This is a genomic window from Psychromonas arctica, assembly GCF_036697365.1.
GTDB classification, from domain to species: Bacteria; Pseudomonadota; Gammaproteobacteria; order Enterobacterales; family Psychromonadaceae; genus Psychromonas; species Psychromonas arctica_A.
Genome location: NZ_JBAHZA010000001.1, coordinates 307,359 through 326,763 on the forward strand (window position 1 = coordinate 307,359; position 19,405 = coordinate 326,763).

Here is a 19,405-nt window from a genome sequence, read left to right on the forward strand (position 1 = left end):
TCACTGAATTAAGCTTGATTTGCAGTTTGACGGATTACTAATTTCTCCATCATACGTAAGTCTTTTTCAGACAATTTTAATGCGGCATCAACCCATACTTTAGTGATATCATATAACTCCTGATATGATATAGGGTTGCATATATCTTTAACTTTACGAATAGCTTCGTAGCTATTCGCTTTCCTACTAGCTGATTTAATATAGCGATAGACTTCCATTTCCCCTTCACCTTTTTCAGCTAAGATATCAATAACTCCCATCTCATATAACTCTTCTGCAGAGTATAATTGACCACTTAAAATTATTTCTTCAGCTTTAGTCGCTCCTACTTTTCTGCTTAATAATGAATAAGCTCCCATGCCAGGGAATAAGTTAAACAACACTTCTGGTAAACCAAGTTTGGTCCCTTTTTCTGCAATTAAAACATTGCTGGCAAGAGCCCCTTCAAACCCGCCTCCTAAAGCATCACCTTGGACTAATCCTATTGTAGTTAATTCTGAATCAAGGTGAGTTATATTATGGTAAAGAACATTGATACATTTCACCGCATAATTTAATAATTCCTTATCATTACGAGCCTTAATTAACTCAAGAAAAACAGCAAGATCACCTCCTAAATTAAAAGTATTCTCAACACTTGATGCTAATATTAAATAATCATATTTACTTTGATTACTCAGTCTCATTTCTTCTTTAATATTATCTGCAAATTCATTTAGCTCATCTAATAGCTGACTACTAAAACATGGTCGGGGAGTTGCATGCATATAATACCAGGCAGCCTTATACTTCTCATCATAATGTAGTGTGAATTGTGAATACTTATGCTTTATTGAAGTTGTTTCGTTTGTTGCTTCTAGGTTTGTAATACGTGCTAAGTTATTCATTATGTATATTTCCTTTAAGTAATTTAAATCGACTTAAGAGATCGCTTAAGTCGCACATTTATCTGAATTGATAAACGTACTTAAAGTGTACCAATTTAAAATCCACTTAAACTGATATTATTTATTATATATCAACAACTTATAAATAAAAAAATAAAAAAATGACAGTGAATAATAATCTTAACCATTCCTTAACTTTAAAATGAGTATCATATTAGTAAGCCCTTTAATTTTTATTCTAAAGTGGTGTTAACTGTTTATTTTATAAACGATAAAAAATATATTAAATCGTTTTAATTATGAGCTTTATCGCGTACTAGGTTCATAGCGTCAAATTACACGCTTTTTAAAGTCTTTTTATAGATACTTTTCATATATTATGGATATCTTTAACCCATGAAAAAAATGTTACTCATTATCGTTATTGCAGTTATTTTATTAAGCGCAGGTGCATTTTATTTTCTTCATAATGAAGAGCCTGTTCAAGGCTATGCAACCCAAACTGTACAACGGGGAAATATTGAAAGCAGTGTGCTCGCGATTGGCATGCTACAAGCTTCTAAATTAGTTAGTGTGGGTTCTCAGGTCTCGGGGCAAGTTATCAGTTTACCCGCCTCACTTGGAGAGCATGTTAATAAGGGTGATTTAATCGCAGAGATTGATAATTTGACGCAAAAAAATGATTTAGAAACAGCTAAGGCATCACTTGCCATTACTAACGCAGAATATAAGGCGAAACAAGCACAAATCAATCAAGCGCAAAAGGCTTTTAATCGTCAAAAGGCTATGTTTAAAGATCATGCCAGCTCGAAAGAAGATTATGAAACAGCGGAAGCTGATCTAGCCGTCTATAAAGCAGAACTTGATCAATTAAAAGCAGAACAAGTACAAGATAAACTCAGCATTGCAAGCGCCGAGTTAGACCTAGGCTACACGGTAATCAAAGCCCCGATGGAAGGTGTGGTTGTCTATCATTCAGTTGAAGTGGGTCAAACAGTAAACGCCAGCCAAACAACGCCAACATTAGTCGAATTAGCAGACTTGAGTCGAATGACAGTACAAGCACAAATCTCAGAAGCCGATGTGATCAATACACGCCCTGGTCAAGCCGTCTATTTCACTATTTTAGGGCAGCCTAACAAACGTTATGAAGCGACATTACGAGCTATTGAACCAGGCCCGACATCAATGGATGGTGATGATAGTGATATGGAATCCAGCGATTCAGATGCTATTTATTATAATGGTTTGTTTGAAGTAGCCAATCCAGATGGTGTTTTACGTATTGGCATGACAGCACAGGTATCAATTGTATTAAATAAAGCGGACAATGTGCTTTTAGTACCTTCTCAAGTATTGCAAAAACGACCAGGTCGTCCAGTACGTTACCAAGTACCTGTACTTGAGAATGACCAAGTGACTTATAAAGATGTGCAAGTAGGTATCAGCAATAAAATTTATACAGAAGTGACCGATGGTTTAGCAGAAGGCGAGCAAATAGTGGTCGGCTCTGCGGCAGCTAACTCCCCTTCACGTACTCGTAAACCGCGTTCACCAATGGGGTTTTAAATAATGGGTAATCCTCTATTAGCGATCTCAGGCGTGTTCCGCTCATTCGCCGCGGGAGATCAAAAACTAACTGTATTAAATGATGTTAATTTGTCCATTGAACGTGGTGAAATGGTCGCGATTGTTGGTGCATCAGGTTCAGGTAAATCAACCTTAATGAATATATTAGGTTGTTTAGATAAACCTAGCCAAGGTAGTTACTTTATCAATGGACAAGATACCTCAGAAATGAATGCAGACCAGTTAGCTCAACTGCGTCGAGAGCATTTTGGTTTTATCTTTCAGCGTTACCACTTATTAGGTGACCTAAACGCCATTGAAAACGCAGAAATTCCAGCTATTTATGCAGGAAAAGACAAAAGTGAACGAGACAGTCGTGCACGTGCGCTTTTAACTCGTTTAGGATTAGCAGATAGACTTGACCATAAACCCGGTGAATTAAGTGGTGGTCAGCAACAACGTGTTAGTGTTGCCCGTGCTTTGATGAATGGTGGTGATGTTATTCTTGCCGATGAGCCAACTGGTGCTTTAGATAGCCAAAGTGGCGATGAGATGATGAAGTTATTACAAGAACTGCATCATGATGGACATACCATTATCTTAGTTACACATGATATGGATGTCGCTAACTTTGCTGATCGCATTATCGAGATCAAAGATGGTGTGATCATCAAAGATGCACAAAAAGAGCAAATAAAAACAACCAATACCCTGCCTCAACTTGATGCTGACAGTAAAAAAAATAATAGCATTGGTCGTTATGTTGAAGCCTTTAAAATGGCTTTATTAGCCATGTCATCACATCGTTTACGTACCTTTTTAACCATGCTTGGCATCATTATTGGTATCGCCTCAGTTGTGTCTGTGGTGGCATTAGGTGAAGGCTCACAGCAGGCAGTATTAAAAAATATCAGTGAGATGGGCACCAATACCATTGACGTTCGTCCTGGTTCTGGATTTGGTGACCGACGCTCAGATTTAGTACGTACTCTAACTTCGTTAGATAGTAACGCGCTCAAAAACTTAACCTACGTAGACAGCGTTACTCCCTCGATCAGTAGTTCAGGTACGATCCGCTATGCAAACCAGGGTGTATCGGCCAGTTTTAATGGAGTGGGATCTGATTATTTCCGTGTTAAAGGTTATGAGATTGCTGAAGGACAGTTCTGGGATGAAACTAATGTAGCAAGTTTATCGCAAGATGCGGTTATTGATGATAATACTCGTAAAGCACTGTTCTTAGATAAGTCAGCGATTGGAGAGGTGATTTTCCTTGGTGAGTTACCGGTACGTATTATTGGTGTCACTAAACCTAAAACCAGTACCTTCCGAAACAGTGATGCCTTAAATGTATGGATTCCATATAGCACAGTGGCCAGTCGTATGATCAATCAAAATTACCTTGATAGCATCACGGTTAGGGTTAATGAATCTGCATCAAGTAGTGCTGCTGAACAAGGAATAACTTCTCTGTTAAAAATGCGTCACGGTAGCCAAGACTTCTTTACTGTTAACACCGATTCGATTCGTCAGAGTATCGAAAAAACCACACAAACCATGACCCTATTAATTTCAGCTATTGCCGTTATTTCATTAATTGTCGGTGGTATTGGTGTAATGAATATCATGTTAGTTTCTGTCACAGAGCGCACTCGAGAAATTGGTGTAAGAATGGCCGTAGGAGCAAGGCAAAGTGATATTTTAAGGCAATTCCTTATTGAAGCAGTACTGGTATGCTTTTTGGGTGGTGCTATTGGTATTGGGCTTGCCTACTTAATTGGCTTTATATTCGCATCAGCTGGTAGTAGCTTCCAAATGATTTATTCAATGGGTTCGATCATCACAGCCTTTATTTGTTCCACCTTAATCGGTGTCCTTTTCGGGTTTTTACCAGCACGAAATGCCGCACAACTTGATCCTGTTGATGCATTAGCGAGAGAATAATTATGATTAAAGCACCTTTCCTGTTACGTTTTATTTACACGCTATGTACAATATTACTAGTAAGTAGCTGTAGTTCAACACAAAAAACTGAAGATTATCAACCTGAAATTAATATTCCCAAAAACTGGCAAAGCTTAACTATCGATGAACAAGTACAACTTGATCCATGGTGGCAGCGCTTCAATGATCTAGAACTTAATTCGTTAATTGAGCAAGTATTAGCAAGCAACAATGACTTAGCTTTAGCCACTTTAACCTTACGCAGCGCACGCTTAAAAGCAGGTTTAACTGAAGCGGAAAGCTCATTCCAAATAAGTTCAAGCACTGATGTAAGCACACAAACTTCTTCAAACAATGACGAAGATACTAGCAATTCATTTAGCACAGATTTATCAATCAGCTATGAATTAGATTTATGGGGACGCGTCAAGTCTGAGGTTGATGCGGCTAAATGGATTAGCTCTGCCAGTGAAGAAGATAGAGAAAGCACTGCACAAAGTTTAGCTGCGACAACCGCTTCTTTATATTGGCAAATTGGTTACCTTAAACAAAGTATTGCATTAAGCCAAGAGAATATAAAGTCTGCAAAGAAAAGTTTAGCAGTCATTGAAAGTCAATACAGAGCAGGTGCAGTCACTCAACTAGATATTTTTGAGTCGCAACGAAGTCTGGCTGAGCAGCAAGTTTCATACAGCGAGTTACAACAAACTCTTGTGGAGACTCAAAATGCATTAGCCATTTTATTTAATCAACCACCGATGAAAATACCAATCACTATTGATAAATTACCTGAAGGCACTATTCCCATGATTGCTGCTGGTGTGCCAGCGGACCTATTAATTCGCCGCCCTGATGTAAAATCAGCGCTATATAATTTAAAGTCAGCCTATGCGACTAAAGATGCCACTTTTGCAGGTTATCTGCCGAGTTTAACCTTATCCGGCTCATTAGGCTCTTCATCTGAGGAACTTAAAAACCTACTATCAAATCCAATTGGCACCTTAGGTGCTAATTTAATGCTGCCTTTCTTGCAATGGAATGAGATGGAACTAAACAAGAAGTTATCACAAATCGATGTGGAATCGGCGATTGTTACCTATAGAGATACTTTATATAGTGCATTCAGCGAAGTCGATAATGCCATTTCGGCAAGGCAACAATATCAATACCAAGGCGCAAGATTACAAGAGCAATATAACGCAGCGGCAGCTGCTGAGCGTATTTATGCCAGTCAATATCGCTATGGGGCCATTGATATTCAAGACTGGTTAGACGCGCAAGATACTTTACGTGATACTGAGCAAGATATTTTAGAAAACCGTTACAATCAATTCAATATACAAGCGACCTTATATCAAGCATTAGGTGGTTCAGATATTGCCCCTGAGGTGATCATTCCGGAAGAGTAATTGGTATTAAACGGCAGTAAAAAAGCCTCCATCATGAGTTTCATGATGGAGGCTTTTTAGCATAGAGGATTAAGAAATTAAGCTTTTTCTAGCGGCTTAGCTTCCTCTTCAGACACTTCCTCTGCAGGTTGGTCACTTAATATATCTGATAAAGTACTTCTCGAAATATGCCCTTCCACTTCACCATCATTATTAACTACAGCTAATGGATGTTCATTATCCAACATGTCGGGAATAACAGACTCTAGTAACGCATCACTTTGCACTGAAGGTACATCTTCTAAGAGTGAATCTGTGATTTCATTATCGTAATCACTCTGTTGAACACCTTCTAAGGTTTTCTGAGTGATAACTCCTTGATAACCGTCATCACTAACAACATAACCATAGTCATGTTTTGATTTACGCATCTGCATAACCGCTTCACCGATATTTTCACTAGAAATACGACAGATCTGAGGTTGCATTACTGTTTCAACAGTTAATGCTCGAGCACGATTTACATCTTTAACAAAAGCTTCAACATAATCATCAGCAGGGTTTAATAAGATATCCACAGGAGCACCCTGCTGTATTAATAAACCATCTCGTAGAATCGCTATTTTATCACCGATACGTAAAGCCTCATCTAAATCATGAGTAATAAATACAATGGTTTTATGTAGCTTTTCTTGTAGCTCTATTAATTGATCCTGCATTTCACTTCGAATCAGCGGATCTAACGCAGAAAATGCCTCATCCATTAGTAAAATTTCAGCATCTGTACACAATGCACGCGCTAAACCAACGCGTTGTTGTTGTCCACCAGAAAGTTGACCAGGATATTGATTAGCATAACCATCTAAACCTACTGTTTTTAACCATTCATTACCGCGTGCTTCACGATCTTTTTTAGGTACCCCCTGAACTTGTAAGCCATAGGCAATATTTTGGATAACAGTACGATGTGGCATTAAACCAAAACGCTGAAATACCATAGACATTTTGTTGCGGCGGAAATTTTGTAGCTCTTTATCATTGAGTTTCATCACATCTTCACCAGCAACAATAATCTCTCCTGCTGTTGGGTCGATAAGACGATTAAAATGACGAATCAATGTCGATTTACCTGAGCCAGAAAGTCCCATGATCACAAATATTTCACCAGGATAAATATCTAAATTAATATCAGCTAAACCAACTGTATGGCCAGTTTCTGCCAAAATAGTCTCTTTAGACTTTCCTGCTTTAACTTCCTGTAAAACCTTCTTATCATTCTTACCAAAAATCTTATATAAATTCTTAATGCTAATTAGCGGTTTTTTTTGATCTGCTGTACTCATCTTATTGGTCTCCAAAATTCTGTAGTGTTCGTTTAGCATAACTTTGAGAGATTCGATCAAAGATGATGGCTAACGCAACAATGGCTAGACCATTTAATAAACCTTGAGTGAAATATTGATTACTAATTGCTTGTAATACAGGTTGCCCTAATCCTTTAACACCAATCATAGAAGCAATTACAACCATGGCTAATGCCATCATAATTGTCTGATTGATTCCCGCCATGATATTAGGCATGGCTAATGGTATTTGCACACCAAATAATCGCTGCATTGGGCTTGCTCCGTAAGCTGTAGCAGCTTCTAATACCTCTTTATCAACCAAACGTATCCCCAAGTTTGTTAGGCGAATAACAGGAGGAATAGCATAGATAATAACAGCGATAACACCAGGCACTTTACCGATGCCAAGCAGCATTACAACCGGAATCAAGTAAACGAATGCCGGCATGGTTTGCATCACATCTAATACAGGTGTCACAATTGACTGAATACGATTAGAGCGAGCCATTGCAATACCTATTGGCATGCCTATTACAATTGCTAACAAGGTCGACACAATAATCATACTCATGGTACGCATCGTATCTTCCCACATTCCAAAGTAACCAATCACCAAAAAGGCAATGACGACTGAAACAGTTAATTTAAACGAACGACTCGCGGCATATGCAAAAGCAGCGACAGCAGCAATAACAAGCCACCAAGGAGTCGATAATAATAATTTTTCAAACCAAATGAGGGTTGCTAATAATGGGTCGAAGAAAGATTGAATTGCATCACCGTATTCTCGTGAAAAGTCTCGAAATGAACCATCGAGTAGTTTTTTGAAGTCTCTTAATTCTTTACGATCAAGTTGTGGGATTTCTGAAATCCATGACTTGTCTGACATGTTATTTTTCTCTCCTGAAAAATGTTAACCAACCTAGGTAAATATCTAGCCAACCATAGAGGTTATCTAACATCTTAAGAAAATAAAGGTTATTTACTTACCTAGAATGATAAAAGCCTAGAATCCCTAGGCTTAATAATGATGGGTTATAGCTCAGCTAATGCTTTTTTAATTTTTGCAGCTGTTGGTGCATCAACCCAAGTTGTCCAAGTTGATTCATAATCAGTTAAGAAGTGCTCAACGATGTAATCGCCATCTGCTTGCTCATCTTCTATCCAAGCTAATAAACCATTCATTTGTTCATTAGTGTATTCACGACCTTCTAAGTATTTAACAATTTCAGGTGCTCTTTGTGCAAACTCTTCAGTTACCACTGATTCAACTGCAGATGGTGGATACATAGTAACTTTAGGTGTTAAACAATCGATTTGTGTTGTGCAGGTAATGAACTCTTCTTTATCGATACCACTTCCAAAGTCAACTTTAACCATTTTATATTTACCTAAAACAGCTGTTGGTGCCCAGTAGTAACCAAACCAAGCTTCTTCACGCTCGTAAGCTTTAGCAATCGCACCAGACAAGCCAGCGCCTGAACCTGGATCTAATAATTCAAACCCGACTGATTCTAAATCAAGAGCAGTAAATAATTGGCTAGTAGAAATTTGGCAATTCCAGCCAGAAGGACATCCCATAAATCCTGATTTGTCAGGATCTTCAGGGTGTTTAAATAGTTTAGCATTAGCTTTAATGCCTTCAATAGTCGCTAAAGATGGATCTTTCTCAACCATATAAGCAGGTACCCAAAAACCTTCTTCACCGCCATCAGTTAACGTTGTACCCGCATAACGGATACGACCTTCCGCAACACCTTTATCTAGTGCGTCACGCATTGAGTTACTCCAAAATTCAGGAGCAATATCAGGTTGACCTTTTTCAATCATAGCTGCGCCGGTTGGCATAGTATCGCCAGGTACCAGCTCAGCATCACAATCGAAACCATGTTCAAGAATGAAACGGTCAACGTTAGCAACCACAGTCGCAGAAGCCCAATTCATATCCGCAATAGTGACTTTGCCACATTCACTTGCAGCGGCCGGCAGTGTGAACGAAGCACAAGCAAGTAAGATAGAAGAGGAGATGATTTTACGCATATTAATATCCTTATTAACGAATGAATTTAAAACGATTTGTTTACAAAAATCACTTGTATCATACACTAAAATGGTGTTGATATGAAGGCTAGCTTCCGGAAGTGTGGCGATATCCCTCCAAACGAATGAAAAATAAAGCATTATTTTTCAATAACTTTTATTTAATCGTGCCTAAATGTGGCTAGAAAAGCGACCTTCATCTCTTACTCATGAGCGCTGTTTGTGGCACAATAATTTTTACCTTTCCAACACACTTATTCGGCATTATTTATGTTAAACATTAAAAATTTGGTTCATGCAAAGTTAAATATTAAACAGTGGCAAATAGCCCCTAATCAAAACTGGTGTGTATTAGGTAGAAATGGATCGGGTAAACAATATCTTAATCAACTACTTCAAGGCACTTTAGAAGCAGAAAAAGTAGATACATTAGCCATGCCAGAAGCTAATAAAATTGGCATCATCTCCTTTGAAGAACAACAAGCGACTTATGAAAAGGCATTAGACATTGAAGCACCTGATTTTGTGGACTCTGAACAAGCCCCAACCAAAGCACGTGATTTTTTGCCTGAAGGAAGATGGCATGATCCGTTGATTGTTGAATTTGGCTTAGCACATCGAATGGATACCGGTTATTTAAAATTAAGTACAGGTGAAAGTAGAAAATTATTAATGTTACAAGCAATTTTCAGCGGTATTGAATTATTAGTTTGTGACAATCCTTTTGATAGCTTAGATACAGCATCCTGTGAAGCACTATCACAAGCATTACACAAACTTAGTCAAAGTGGGGTAAATGTCCTACTGATGCTCAATAACCGTCAGGATATCCCTGCGTGGTGTAACCATATCGCCTTTATAGAGCGAGGATATTTAACTGAAATAGGCGAACTTCATGACCAACAGACTCAACAACAACTTGATGCCTTATTAGCACCAACACCAGACCATACTGAATGGCCTGAAAATCAATGTCAGTTAGCTGATTTCAAACATCCATACTTAGTTAAATTGAATAAAGGCAAAGTACATTATAATGGGGTAAATGTTTTTGAAGATCTTGATGTGGCAATTAAACCACTTCAACACACTTTAATTACAGGACCCAACGGTAGTGGTAAGTCTACTTTGATGCAATTGATTACCGGTGATTGTGCTCAATGCTATAGCAATGATATTCATGTATTAGGTTATCAACGCGGTTCAGGAGAAACCATTTGGCAAGTGAAGGAAAATATGGGTATTGTCAGTTCGGAACTGCATAGACAATATCGTATTAACAGCGATCTACTCAGTGTTATTTTATCGGGTTTTTATGACTCTATTGGTGTATATCAACAGCCAAGTGCAGCACATATCAAACTCGCTGAACAATGGTTAGCTAAAATCGGGATGCAAGATAAACAAAAAACCCAATTTCAAAGTTTAAGTTATGGAGAACAACGATTAGCACTGATTGCAAGAGCGTTAGTCAAATCCCCTTACTTACTCATTTTAGATGAGCCAACACAAGGTTTAGATGAATTAAATCGTCATCGCGTACTCAATTTTTTAGAGCACTTAGCAACACAAAAACACAGTACGATGCTTTTAGTTAGCCATCGTAAAGATGAATTTTTATCCATTTTTGAACAACATATTACATTATAAAAAGCATTTTTAAAGTGTGACTCATAATGCATGATAAGGCTAATCAAATTGACTTGTTTAAGCCTGCCAATTCTTACGCATTTTACGAATCACTGATAACGGTACATCGTGAATATTAGCAAATTGGCCTTTACAATTAATTACTTTCAAATTTACATTAAAGCGCTTCGCTAAATTCTCATAAAAACTCATTTCCCAATGCTTAACAAAAGTATTTGCAACAATGACATTTTGCTTCGCTTTTAACGCTTTATAACATTGTTGTTGGCACCAATCATGTGCCTCTGATAATTTTTCAGGTTGAAATAAATACACTCCATGCTGATCAATAAAGTACATATCAGCTTCTATATGAAGAGTATTATTTTGTGATTGCTGCATAAGTTGCTTAGCTAACGTGCTTTTGCCGCTTCCAGGTAAACCTCTAATTAAAGTAAGTGTAAGTTGTGACATTAAGGCGCTTATTAGTAGGAGTATGAGTAATAAAACATGTGCTGATTATGTGCTACGGTTGACACAGCCAGTGCATCTTAATAAGAGCGGTGGGAATAAACAAGTGACCTAATCTGTTACTTTTCTATTAGATCACTGAATAGACGGTGATAATTTAATCAATTTATATTTTAAACTGACCGACTAGCTTTTCTAATTTCCCACCTTCCGACAATACATCACTAGCAATTTTTTCGGCTTCAACACTGCTTGACGTTAAACTATTAACAATATTTTGGATTTCATAAACATTACGATTAATCTCTTCCGTCACCGAGCTTTGCTCAGTGGTAGCTGTTGCAATTTGTGTACTCATATCGTTGATAGAAGTAATAGAGTTAGTCACTGATACTAGACTTTCAGAAATAGTACGAGATGAATCGACAGTACGAGTGCTGCGCTCTTGACTTAAAGACATAGCATTAACTGATACTTTCACTAATCGATGTAACTCATCAAGCATTTCATTGATCTCTAATGTGCTTTGCTGAGTACGACTTGCCAAACTGCGAACTTCATCTGCAACAACCGCAAAGCCTCGCCCTTGCTCACCTGCACGAGCCGCTTCAATGGCTGCGTTCAATGCTAATAAGTTGGTTTGTTCTGCAATTGCTCCAATTACACTTAATACTTGATTGATCTTCTGTGACTGATCACTTAACGCACTAACACTGGTTGCTGCACCATTTATTTCTTCTACTAATGCCGTCACCTCTGATAATGACGTTTCAACGCATTCTTGCGCATTCATCACGTCTAATGTTACTGCTTGCGTCGCTTCTGCAACTTGATTGGTATTACTCGCCACCTCATTTGCCGTTGAAGACATCTCTGTAATCGCCGAAACAACTTGATCGGTTTCATTGTTATGGTGCTGTAGCTGAGATGCAATTTCAGTACTCTGCGAATTCATATCACGACCAGCTTGGTTAATACCTATTGTAGCTGTATTGATATCACTAATCGTATTACGTAATTTATCTACAAATAAGTTGAAAGACCGTCCTAATTGAGCAATTTCATCTTGCCCATTAATTTCAAGACGTAAAGTTAAGTCGCCTTCACCCTGTGCAATATCATTTAGATTATCAGCCATCCCTTTGATTGGTTTAACCATTCTAGATGCAACAAAGACAACGATGACAATCGTCAGTATGATTAATGCAATAGAAATGTATAAGGTAAGCCATAACTTATCTTTTAATGTAGCCGTAGCAGTTGCGCTGTATGCATCAATAACTGTTTCAATATCATCAATATAAGCACCTGTACCTATCATCCAATTAGTGTTGGGTACCATCGCAGCAAAGCCTAATTTTTCAAATTGCTTCGGTGAACCTGGTTTTTGAAAATAGAATGAATAAACTCCATTACCTTTTTGCGCCGCATTCAATAAACCAACAATCAACTTATTACCTTTAGTGTCAGTTAAATCAATGAGGTTTTTACCTTCTAACTCTGGTTTAATTGCATGAAAGATATTGGTCCCTTTAGTATCGTAAATATAAAAGTAACCAGCAGTACCAAAACGAACGTCCCGTAAAGCCGCTTTGACATCTCCTTGATTAGGCAACGATAGCTGATATGACACTACATTTGATGCCACTTCCGTAATTTCTCTAAGCTGTTGCTCTCTCTCTTTGATTAACGCACTGCGAAATTCAGCAATATTATCCTCTAACCCTTCCTTTTCTAAAGAAAAAGAAATGAACGATAATAAAGCTAGTATACCAATTAACGGAATTAAGGTTAATGATAGTAATTTTTGAAGCATAGTCAGTTTATTCATATAGATTCCATTCCCTTTTATGAAGGGCCAATAAATACCTAAAGATAGTTAGTTTTAGTGAGTATATTGGCAAATTCCATATACGTCTCATTTTAGTGAAGAACTTTTTATAAAAAGTCAGAAAACTGTGATCTATCAATGTGACTAATTAGTCTCTTGGGTTAAAAAAGTGCAATGAGCGATAAATACCGGCAATAAAGCGTCATTAATCTTTCGTTGATAAGGAACAAGCAATAAAAAAGCCAACTCTTAAAGTTGGCTTTAAATAGAGATGATAATCTGGATCTATTTAGTTAATTAAACCAAAGAATCTCGGTAGGAATAAACTAATTTCTGGAATAAAGGTAATTAATAATAAGGTGACAATCAACACCGCACAAAATGGCATGATGCTTCTTATTACATTTTCTATTTTAGTGCCGCTGACACTACAACCAACAAACAATGCAGTGCCAACTGGCGGCGTTGCAATACCAATACACAAATTAAAGATAATCATCATTGCAAAATGAATTGGATCCATACCCAATGTAGTCGCAATCGGCATAAAGATAGGCGTGAAGATTAATACCGCAGGCGTTAAATCCATAAACATACCAATAATCAGTAAGATAATATTCATCAAGATAAAGATGATGATCGGGTTATCAGAAATCGATAACATCCAATCACTGATCATAGTTGGCAAGCCTGTGAAGGCCATTGCCCATGACATAATGGTTGAAGCGCCAATCAGAAATAACATAATGCCAGTAATTTGTGTTGTCTCATTACAAATCTTAGAAAAGTGAGACCATTTCAATGTCCGATAACAAAGTGACAAGCCAAATGAATAAAGCACCGCTATACATGCCCCTTCCGTGGCCGTAAAAACACCACCAATAATGCCACCAATAACAACAAAGATAAGCCCTAAACTGGGAATCGCTTGCCAAATAATGCGCAGCACATCTTTTACAGTGAAACCATCATTCGCACTGGTTTTATAGCCTTTTTTCTTGGCAATAAAATAAGCAACAACCATACAGCTTAATCCCATCAAAATACCTGGGACATAACCTGCAATAAATAATGCAGCAACTGAGGTTCCACCAGATACTACTGAAAATACAATTAAAGAATTACTTGGTGGAATCAATAACCCAGCAGGACAAGAGGCTACATTTACTGCTGTTGCTAAATTTTTATCGTAGCCTTCTTTCTCTAATTCAGGACCTAATGTTTTACCCACAGCTGCCGCTGCTGCTACAGCAGATCCAGAAACCGCCCCAAACATCATATTCGCAAAAATATTTACATGTAATAAAGAACCTGGGATCCAACCAACCATAAGCTTGGCTAAGTTAATTAATCGTCCGGCGATACCTCCGACATTCATTATGTTGCCGGCTAAAATAAAGAATGGAATAGCTAACAAGCTAAAGCTATCAATTCCTGTAATAATTTTTTGACCTGCAGTAATACTCGCCACATCAAAGGGTAAAATAAAATACATGATGGTTAAAGATGACATTGCAATAGCCACTGCAATCGGCACGCTTATAGCAATCATGAATAAAAATAGGCATAACAACCAAACACCAATGGACAAGTCCATAATATAAATCCTTTTAAATTTTATACTGCTCTGTTTTTAAATAAATCCAGGGTATTTAAAGCTAAATAAATGAGAATAATGACTGCTGAAATGGGCAATATTGAATAAACAGTAGACATAGGAAGTTGTAACGCAGGTGATAATTGTTGTGTTGTTCTTTCCATTAAAGCTAAACCACCTTTTAACATAGCTAAAGATACGAATGAAAAACAAATTGCATTGATCAATAGTTGTAATGCTATATGTGATTTGCCTTTGAGGTAATTATCAAGCAATGTAATAGCCAAGTGCCCTTTTGCTCCAAATAAATAACTCCCTCCTAATAAACCAAGCCACACCATAATGTAACGAGATAATTCATCAGTCCAATTACTTGGGTCGTTTAAAACATAACGACTGAATACCTGCCAAGTTACCGTGACCACCAGCAGCATTAATGCGAGGGAAGAAATACCAAGAATGAGTCTATCAAGCAGGTTTCTTAACGTTGTTAACATGTCCATATACCTCAAAAATTTTGCTCTAGCAAAGCCAGAGCAAAATGATAGTGTTACTGTTACTTATTTAAAGAGCTTCGATTTTTTCAATAAATCCAGCTAGTTTAGGATCTTTCTTAGCTTCATCAATCATAGGCTTAACTGCTGCGCGGAATGGGGCTTTGTCTACTTCAACAAATGTGACTCCCGCTTTAATTCCTTTTTCTTTATTCATTTCATCAGTTGCATCCCAAATTTTGATTTGCTCTTCAAGTGACTCTGCAGCTGCTTCTTTTAAGATTTTTTGCTCTTCTGGCGTTAAAGAATTAAAAGCGTTCTCAGAAATAATGATCACATCAGGTGTCATCAAATGTTGATCCATTGAGTAAAATTTAGCAACTTCACTATGTTTCATTTCTACTAAACTAGAAATATTGTTTTCTGCACCGTCGATTACACCTTGTTGTAGCGCAGTGTAAACTTCAGTAAATGGAACAGGTGTTGCTTTACCACCTAATAAGTTAACCATCTCAATCATAGTTGGGGAACCTGGTACACGAACTTTCATACCCGCAAGATCAGCTGGAGAGTTAATTGCTTTTTTGGCATAAAAACTACGTGTGCCTGAATCATAAAAAGTCAAACCGATAAAACCTTTGCCTTTACTTGACACAAGCATTTCCTCAGCAACATCACTTTTCATGAATTTTCTCATGTGTGGTACATCGCGGAATAAGAAAGGTAATGCATTCACTTTAAACGTTGGTTCAAAAGACTCTGCTAAACCACCATTAATTTTAGCCATATCAATTGCACCAGTTACTACTTGCTCAGCCTGGTCACGCTCTGAACCTAGTTGCGCATTGGGAAATATACGAATAGTTAACTCACCATCGGATTTCTCTTTTACTTTCTCAGCCATAATCTCCATGCCTTTATGCGCAGCACTTTCTAATGACATCGCATGACCCAAGTTTAATGTTTTTGCATAAACACTCGGGCAAAGAAGTAAGGTAGTCAGTAAAGGTAGCAGTATCTTTTTCATTGTCTTCATTTCCTTATTTAAAGTAGCAATATTTTGTGAACATCATTAATGTATCAATGACAAACGATGCAGATATTACAAACAACATTAAGTATTACAATAAGAAAATATATTCCTATGACGCTGCTCACTTTTTCTTATATAAAAATCAGACCTTTGTCACCACAAACCACATAAGAATATAAATAAAATCAAAAATGATACCTAACACGCTGAAATTTAATTAAAACTATATATTCAATAGCTTAAAATAGTGGTGTAGATGTAAATTAAACAAATAGTCGAGTATTTTTAAAAAATATCTATTTAGAGAGGTAAGTAACGAAACTATACCTATATGTATGACAATATAGGTGTGGTTAGAAGGTTATTAGTCAATAATATTAAATTGAAGGAGAATATCTGCAACGCATTCCTCCTATCAACAGGAGCGAGCGTATTATTAAGGCTTCTAACACTGGAATCCAATCAATTATTAAAATAGGCATTCACATGTTAACTAAAAAAACTTCAAATACTGTTACAAAAAATAGCTGTAAAGTAGCCGCAATAGCTTGTTCGTTTGCATTACTTGGTTGTGCCAGTACAGTTGAAAGCGATACAACATTACTCGCTAAAGCAGGCTCTCCTGCAAGCCAATTTGACTTATTAGGCTGGACAATTAGCGTACCCGTTGATTCCGATGGCAATGGAAAATCAGACCAAATCAAAGAGAAAGCTTTAGCTGCAGGTTATTCAAACCCAGAATATTTTTATTTAGCAGATGATGGCGGCATGGTCTTTAAGTCACCGATTAAAGGCCCTAAAACCTCTAAAAATACTAAATATACCCGCTCAGAATTACGTGAAATGATACGCCGAGGTAATACTTCATATAGCACTAAAGGCGTGGGTGGTAATAACTGGGTATTTTCTACAGCACCACCAGCGGATCTAAAAAATGCTGGTGGCGTGAATGGTACATTAGAAGCAACACTAGCGGTTAACCATGTAACAACAACGGGTGTTAACTGGCAACAAGGACGAGTGATTATCGGGCAAATTCATGCTAATGATGATGAGCCAATTCGTCTTTACTACCGCAAACTACCACAACACGAAAAAGGTTCAATCTACTTTGCACATGAACCAAATAGCGAAGCAGATGAGCAATGGGTAGATATTATCGGAAACTCGTTACCAAATTACTGGAATCAAGATGTAACACCAACTGAACCGGTAGATGGTATCAAGTTAGGAGAAAAGTTCAGTTATCGTATTAATGTGACTGGACATGATTTAGCTGTCACAGTAATGCGCCCAGGTAAAGCTGATATAACTAAACATGTAGATATGTCTGAAAGTCGCTATAATGTGGGGGGGCAATACATGTACTTTAAGGCTGGTGTTTATAATCAAAATAAGACCGGCGATGCTAAAGACTATGTACAAGCAACCTTCTATGATCTACAAGTAACGCACTAATGGCGAACTTTGTTCACTAATTGGCAGGGCTAACCTTAGAGCTTTGCCATATCACAATATTCACTATTCTATTCCTTCCGTTATCCATTTAAATGTTGAATACGATTAACTCCTTGAGATTAAAAATTAAAGGTTCCCAACTTAGTGTGAGAGCCTTTAATTATTGCGACTTTTACAGATTAGAAATAAATGCGTGCATAAGCATAGGCATCTTGTGCTGCTTCACCAACATTTAGCTCTATTGCTAAAATAATTGGTCGACTAGGTTTAAAGTTAATACCAAAGGTTCCCCAGATACGTTCTTTACCCCAAGAATAATCAACTCCATCACCGTAAGCACTGCTGCTATCCCAAGCTTCATATTCTTCATAGTTAATTGAACTTGTCAGTTCAATTTTATCTGTTGCATTAAAGCGTGCAGATACTAAACCACCTTTATTTTTTAACGTGTGATAATCGTTGTAAACTGTATCGCCATCAGCGTCTGTTGTATTATTTTGTGAGATATCTTCATTCTCAATAAAACCATTTACACCAATCGCTAAGTCTTCTAATACATACGCTCGTAAACCGAAAGTAAACAAATTTTGCTCGCCGTATTTTGACAGGCCATCAGAACCACGACGAGTCTCAGCGCCTACTACCACATCGACCACATGACTGAAGTAACCAACATAACCATTTACGATATCACCTTGCTCCGAACCTGATGAGCTCTCGCCCTGATAGGTATAAGAGATACCCATTCTAACCGCATCAGCCACACCTTCGTATTTAATCGTATTGTCTTGGTCACCCGCTTCACCAGTTTCTACTGTCGTATCAAATGTAAAGTCACCATATTTATCGTAATCATCTAATGCAGTATCGGTTAAACCAACCTCAATAGCATGCTGTTTGTAAAACTTATAACCTAAGAATAATTTATCTACATCCAGCTCCATATCACCCGAACCGTATTCCCAGTTTTCACGTTGGTAATCAAGCTCTAAACGGTAATAAATCCCTTCGGTTTCACCTTTTAATCCTAATGTGGCAAAACTATCATCAATGTATGATTGTTCGTCCGTATAAAATTCCCCATATTCATAATCAGCCCCGAAATGACCACCGACACCAACTTCACCATATACCTTTAAGTAATCGCCATTTTCTTTCTCGTAAATAGTGGCAGCTTGCGCAACAGAATGAGTTAATACGGTTGCTATCGACATACAAAGAATCGATTTTTTGAACATTGAAAAGTTCCTTAATTTAATGTTTTAAATACCACGTGTATCTCTTTTTATAATAATTGATACCAAGCACAACAAGCAGCTGAACTAAATTTGGGTTAAACGAAGAACTTAACTTACACCGTAAATGAATGCCTATGAAGGTTAATGGTAAGGCATAACTGTCAGAGGAAATAATAAAAGGTTGTCCCATTGTGGTTATTCCCTTAACGACAACACATGAAAATAAGTCGTTTAATCAGAAAAATAGCTCCCTTATTGATGTGATTGATACTACACGCTTGAGGTCACTTAATAGACTTAAAAGAGTCCATTAAGTAACAATAAATGCATACAAAATAGATATAAATTGCATACTTTTCGCATAATAAATTGATATTTAAAGCTTTCCAAATAAATGACTTAATAATGACTAATATTCATGAAACCTTAACTTTTAAGATTAATAATCAATCACTTGATTAAATTTCAAGCGTGATAAAA

15 protein-coding genes are annotated in these 19,405 nt (G+C 37.3%); 5 read left to right on the forward strand and 10 right to left on the reverse strand.

From position 1 onward, the window contains the following. Nucleotides 1–8: 8 nt before the first annotated feature. The gene (locus V5290_RS01335; RefSeq protein ID WP_333380943.1) at nt 9–887 is read right to left on the reverse strand and encodes a crotonase/enoyl-CoA hydratase family protein; all 879 of its coding nucleotides are present in this window, start codon (nt 885–887) and stop codon (nt 9–11) included. 396 nt (nt 888–1,283) lie between these two features. On the opposite strand from V5290_RS01335, the gene V5290_RS01340 reads away from it, so the two are divergent. Genes V5290_RS01340 through V5290_RS01350 form a run of 3 tightly spaced genes read left to right on the forward strand, consistent with a single transcriptional unit; the run spans nt 1,284 to nt 5,809 of the window. Then, complete coding sequence (locus V5290_RS01340) at nt 1,284–2,456, forward strand: efflux RND transporter periplasmic adaptor subunit (protein WP_333380945.1); 1,173 nt, start codon at nt 1,284–1,286, stop codon at nt 2,454–2,456. 3 nt (nt 2,457–2,459) lie between these two features. Beyond that, complete coding sequence (locus V5290_RS01345; protein WP_333380946.1) at nt 2,460–4,400, forward strand: MacB family efflux pump subunit; 1,941 nt, start codon at nt 2,460–2,462, stop codon at nt 4,398–4,400. A 2-nt stretch (nt 4,401–4,402) separates the two neighbouring features. Further along, entirely contained in the window at nt 4,403–5,809 is a 1,407-nt protein-coding gene (locus V5290_RS01350) for a TolC family protein (RefSeq protein WP_333380948.1), read from the forward strand. Nucleotides 5,810–5,886: 77 nt separating this feature from the next. On the opposite strand, the gene V5290_RS01355 is transcribed toward V5290_RS01350, so the two are convergent. The 3 genes from V5290_RS01355 to V5290_RS01365 all read right to left on the reverse strand — a co-directional run bounded on the left by V5290_RS01355 (nt 5,887) and on the right by V5290_RS01365 (nt 9,174). Further along, nucleotides 5,887–7,131 (reverse strand): glycine betaine/L-proline ABC transporter ATP-binding protein, encoded by a 1,245-nt coding sequence (locus V5290_RS01355; RefSeq protein ID WP_333380950.1) that lies wholly within the window; start codon nt 7,129–7,131, stop codon nt 5,887–5,889. A 1-nt stretch (nt 7,132) separates the two neighbouring features. Further along, entirely contained in the window at nt 7,133–8,023 is an 891-nt protein-coding gene (locus V5290_RS01360) for a proline/glycine betaine ABC transporter permease (RefSeq protein WP_333380952.1), read from the reverse strand. Nucleotides 8,024–8,169: 146 nt separating this feature from the next. Continuing rightward, nucleotides 8,170–9,174 carry an ABC transporter substrate-binding protein gene (locus V5290_RS01365; protein WP_333380954.1) on the reverse strand — a complete coding sequence of 335 codons (1,005 nt, stop codon included), beginning with the start codon at nt 9,172–9,174 and terminating at the stop codon, nt 8,170–8,172. 270 nt (nt 9,175–9,444) lie between these two features. On the opposite strand from V5290_RS01365, the gene V5290_RS01370 reads away from it, so the two are divergent. Further along, nucleotides 9,445–10,824, forward strand: coding sequence for an ATP-binding cassette domain-containing protein (locus tag V5290_RS01370; RefSeq protein WP_333380955.1), 1,380 nt, complete (start codon nt 9,445–9,447; stop codon nt 10,822–10,824). A gap of 57 nt (nt 10,825–10,881) precedes the next feature. On the opposite strand, the gene V5290_RS01375 is transcribed toward V5290_RS01370, so the two are convergent. The 5 genes from V5290_RS01375 to V5290_RS01395 form a co-directional block, all read right to left on the reverse strand. Further along, the gene (locus V5290_RS01375; RefSeq protein ID WP_333380958.1) at nt 10,882–11,277 is read right to left on the reverse strand and encodes an ATP-binding protein; all 396 of its coding nucleotides are present in this window, start codon (nt 11,275–11,277) and stop codon (nt 10,882–10,884) included. A gap of 163 nt (nt 11,278–11,440) precedes the next feature. Beyond that, the gene (locus V5290_RS01380; RefSeq protein WP_333380960.1) at nt 11,441–13,105 is read right to left on the reverse strand and encodes a methyl-accepting chemotaxis protein; all 1,665 of its coding nucleotides are present in this window, start codon (nt 13,103–13,105) and stop codon (nt 11,441–11,443) included. Nucleotides 13,106–13,394: 289 nt separating this feature from the next. After that, on the reverse strand, nt 13,395–14,702 hold the full coding sequence (locus V5290_RS01385; protein ID WP_333380962.1) for a TRAP transporter large permease: 1,308 nt from the start codon (nt 14,700–14,702) through the stop codon (nt 13,395–13,397). Nucleotides 14,703–14,722: 20 nt separating this feature from the next. Then, entirely contained in the window at nt 14,723–15,199 is a 477-nt protein-coding gene (locus V5290_RS01390) for a TRAP transporter small permease (protein ID WP_333380965.1), read from the reverse strand. Between the two features lie 67 nt (nt 15,200–15,266). Beyond that, nucleotides 15,267–16,223, reverse strand: coding sequence for a TRAP transporter substrate-binding protein (locus V5290_RS01395; protein WP_333380967.1), 957 nt, complete (start codon nt 16,221–16,223; stop codon nt 15,267–15,269). A 492-nt stretch (nt 16,224–16,715) separates the two neighbouring features. Here V5290_RS01395 and V5290_RS01400 point away from each other — a divergent pair, with 492 nt between their 5' ends. Beyond that, nucleotides 16,716–17,687, forward strand: coding sequence for a polysaccharide lyase family 7 protein (locus tag V5290_RS01400; RefSeq protein WP_333380969.1), 972 nt, complete (start codon nt 16,716–16,718; stop codon nt 17,685–17,687). 179 nt (nt 17,688–17,866) lie between these two features. On the opposite strand, the gene V5290_RS01405 is transcribed toward V5290_RS01400, so the two are convergent. Beyond that, nucleotides 17,867–18,925 carry a porin gene (locus V5290_RS01405; protein ID WP_333380971.1) on the reverse strand — a complete coding sequence of 353 codons (1,059 nt, stop codon included), beginning with the start codon at nt 18,923–18,925 and terminating at the stop codon, nt 17,867–17,869. Between the last annotated feature and the right edge of the window lie 480 nt (nt 18,926–19,405).

What these genes read in the sequence shown, in the direction of transcription:
- V5290_RS01345 (WP_333380946.1), top strand. Translation starts at nt 2,460, where the DNA reads ATGGGTAATCCTCTATTAGCGATCTCAGGCGTGTTCCGCTCATTCGCC.
- V5290_RS01355 (WP_333380950.1), bottom strand. Translation starts at nt 7,131, where the DNA reads ATGAGTACAGCAGATCAAAAAAAACCGCTAATTAGCATTAAGAATTTA.
- V5290_RS01340 (WP_333380945.1), top strand. Translation starts at nt 1,284, where the DNA reads ATGAAAAAAATGTTACTCATTATCGTTATTGCAGTTATTTTATTAAGC.
- V5290_RS01380 (WP_333380960.1), bottom strand. Translation starts at nt 13,105, where the DNA reads ATGAATAAACTGACTATGCTTCAAAAATTACTATCATTAACCTTAATT.
- V5290_RS01405 (WP_333380971.1), bottom strand. Translation starts at nt 18,925, where the DNA reads ATGTTCAAAAAATCGATTCTTTGTATGTCGATAGCAACCGTATTAACT.
- V5290_RS01370 (WP_333380955.1), top strand. Translation starts at nt 9,445, where the DNA reads ATGTTAAACATTAAAAATTTGGTTCATGCAAAGTTAAATATTAAACAG.
- V5290_RS01350 (WP_333380948.1), top strand. Translation starts at nt 4,403, where the DNA reads ATGATTAAAGCACCTTTCCTGTTACGTTTTATTTACACGCTATGTACA.
- V5290_RS01335 (WP_333380943.1), bottom strand. Translation starts at nt 887, where the DNA reads ATGAATAACTTAGCACGTATTACAAACCTAGAAGCAACAAACGAAACA.
- V5290_RS01385 (WP_333380962.1), bottom strand. Translation starts at nt 14,702, where the DNA reads ATGGACTTGTCCATTGGTGTTTGGTTGTTATGCCTATTTTTATTCATG.
- V5290_RS01390 (WP_333380965.1), bottom strand. Translation starts at nt 15,199, where the DNA reads ATGTTAACAACGTTAAGAAACCTGCTTGATAGACTCATTCTTGGTATT.
- V5290_RS01375 (WP_333380958.1), bottom strand. Translation starts at nt 11,277, where the DNA reads ATGTCACAACTTACACTTACTTTAATTAGAGGTTTACCTGGAAGCGGC.
- V5290_RS01360 (WP_333380952.1), bottom strand. Translation starts at nt 8,023, where the DNA reads ATGTCAGACAAGTCATGGATTTCAGAAATCCCACAACTTGATCGTAAA.
- V5290_RS01365 (WP_333380954.1), bottom strand. Translation starts at nt 9,174, where the DNA reads ATGCGTAAAATCATCTCCTCTTCTATCTTACTTGCTTGTGCTTCGTTC.
- V5290_RS01395 (WP_333380967.1), bottom strand. Translation starts at nt 16,223, where the DNA reads ATGAAAAAGATACTGCTACCTTTACTGACTACCTTACTTCTTTGCCCG.
- V5290_RS01400 (WP_333380969.1), top strand. Translation starts at nt 16,716, where the DNA reads ATGTTAACTAAAAAAACTTCAAATACTGTTACAAAAAATAGCTGTAAA.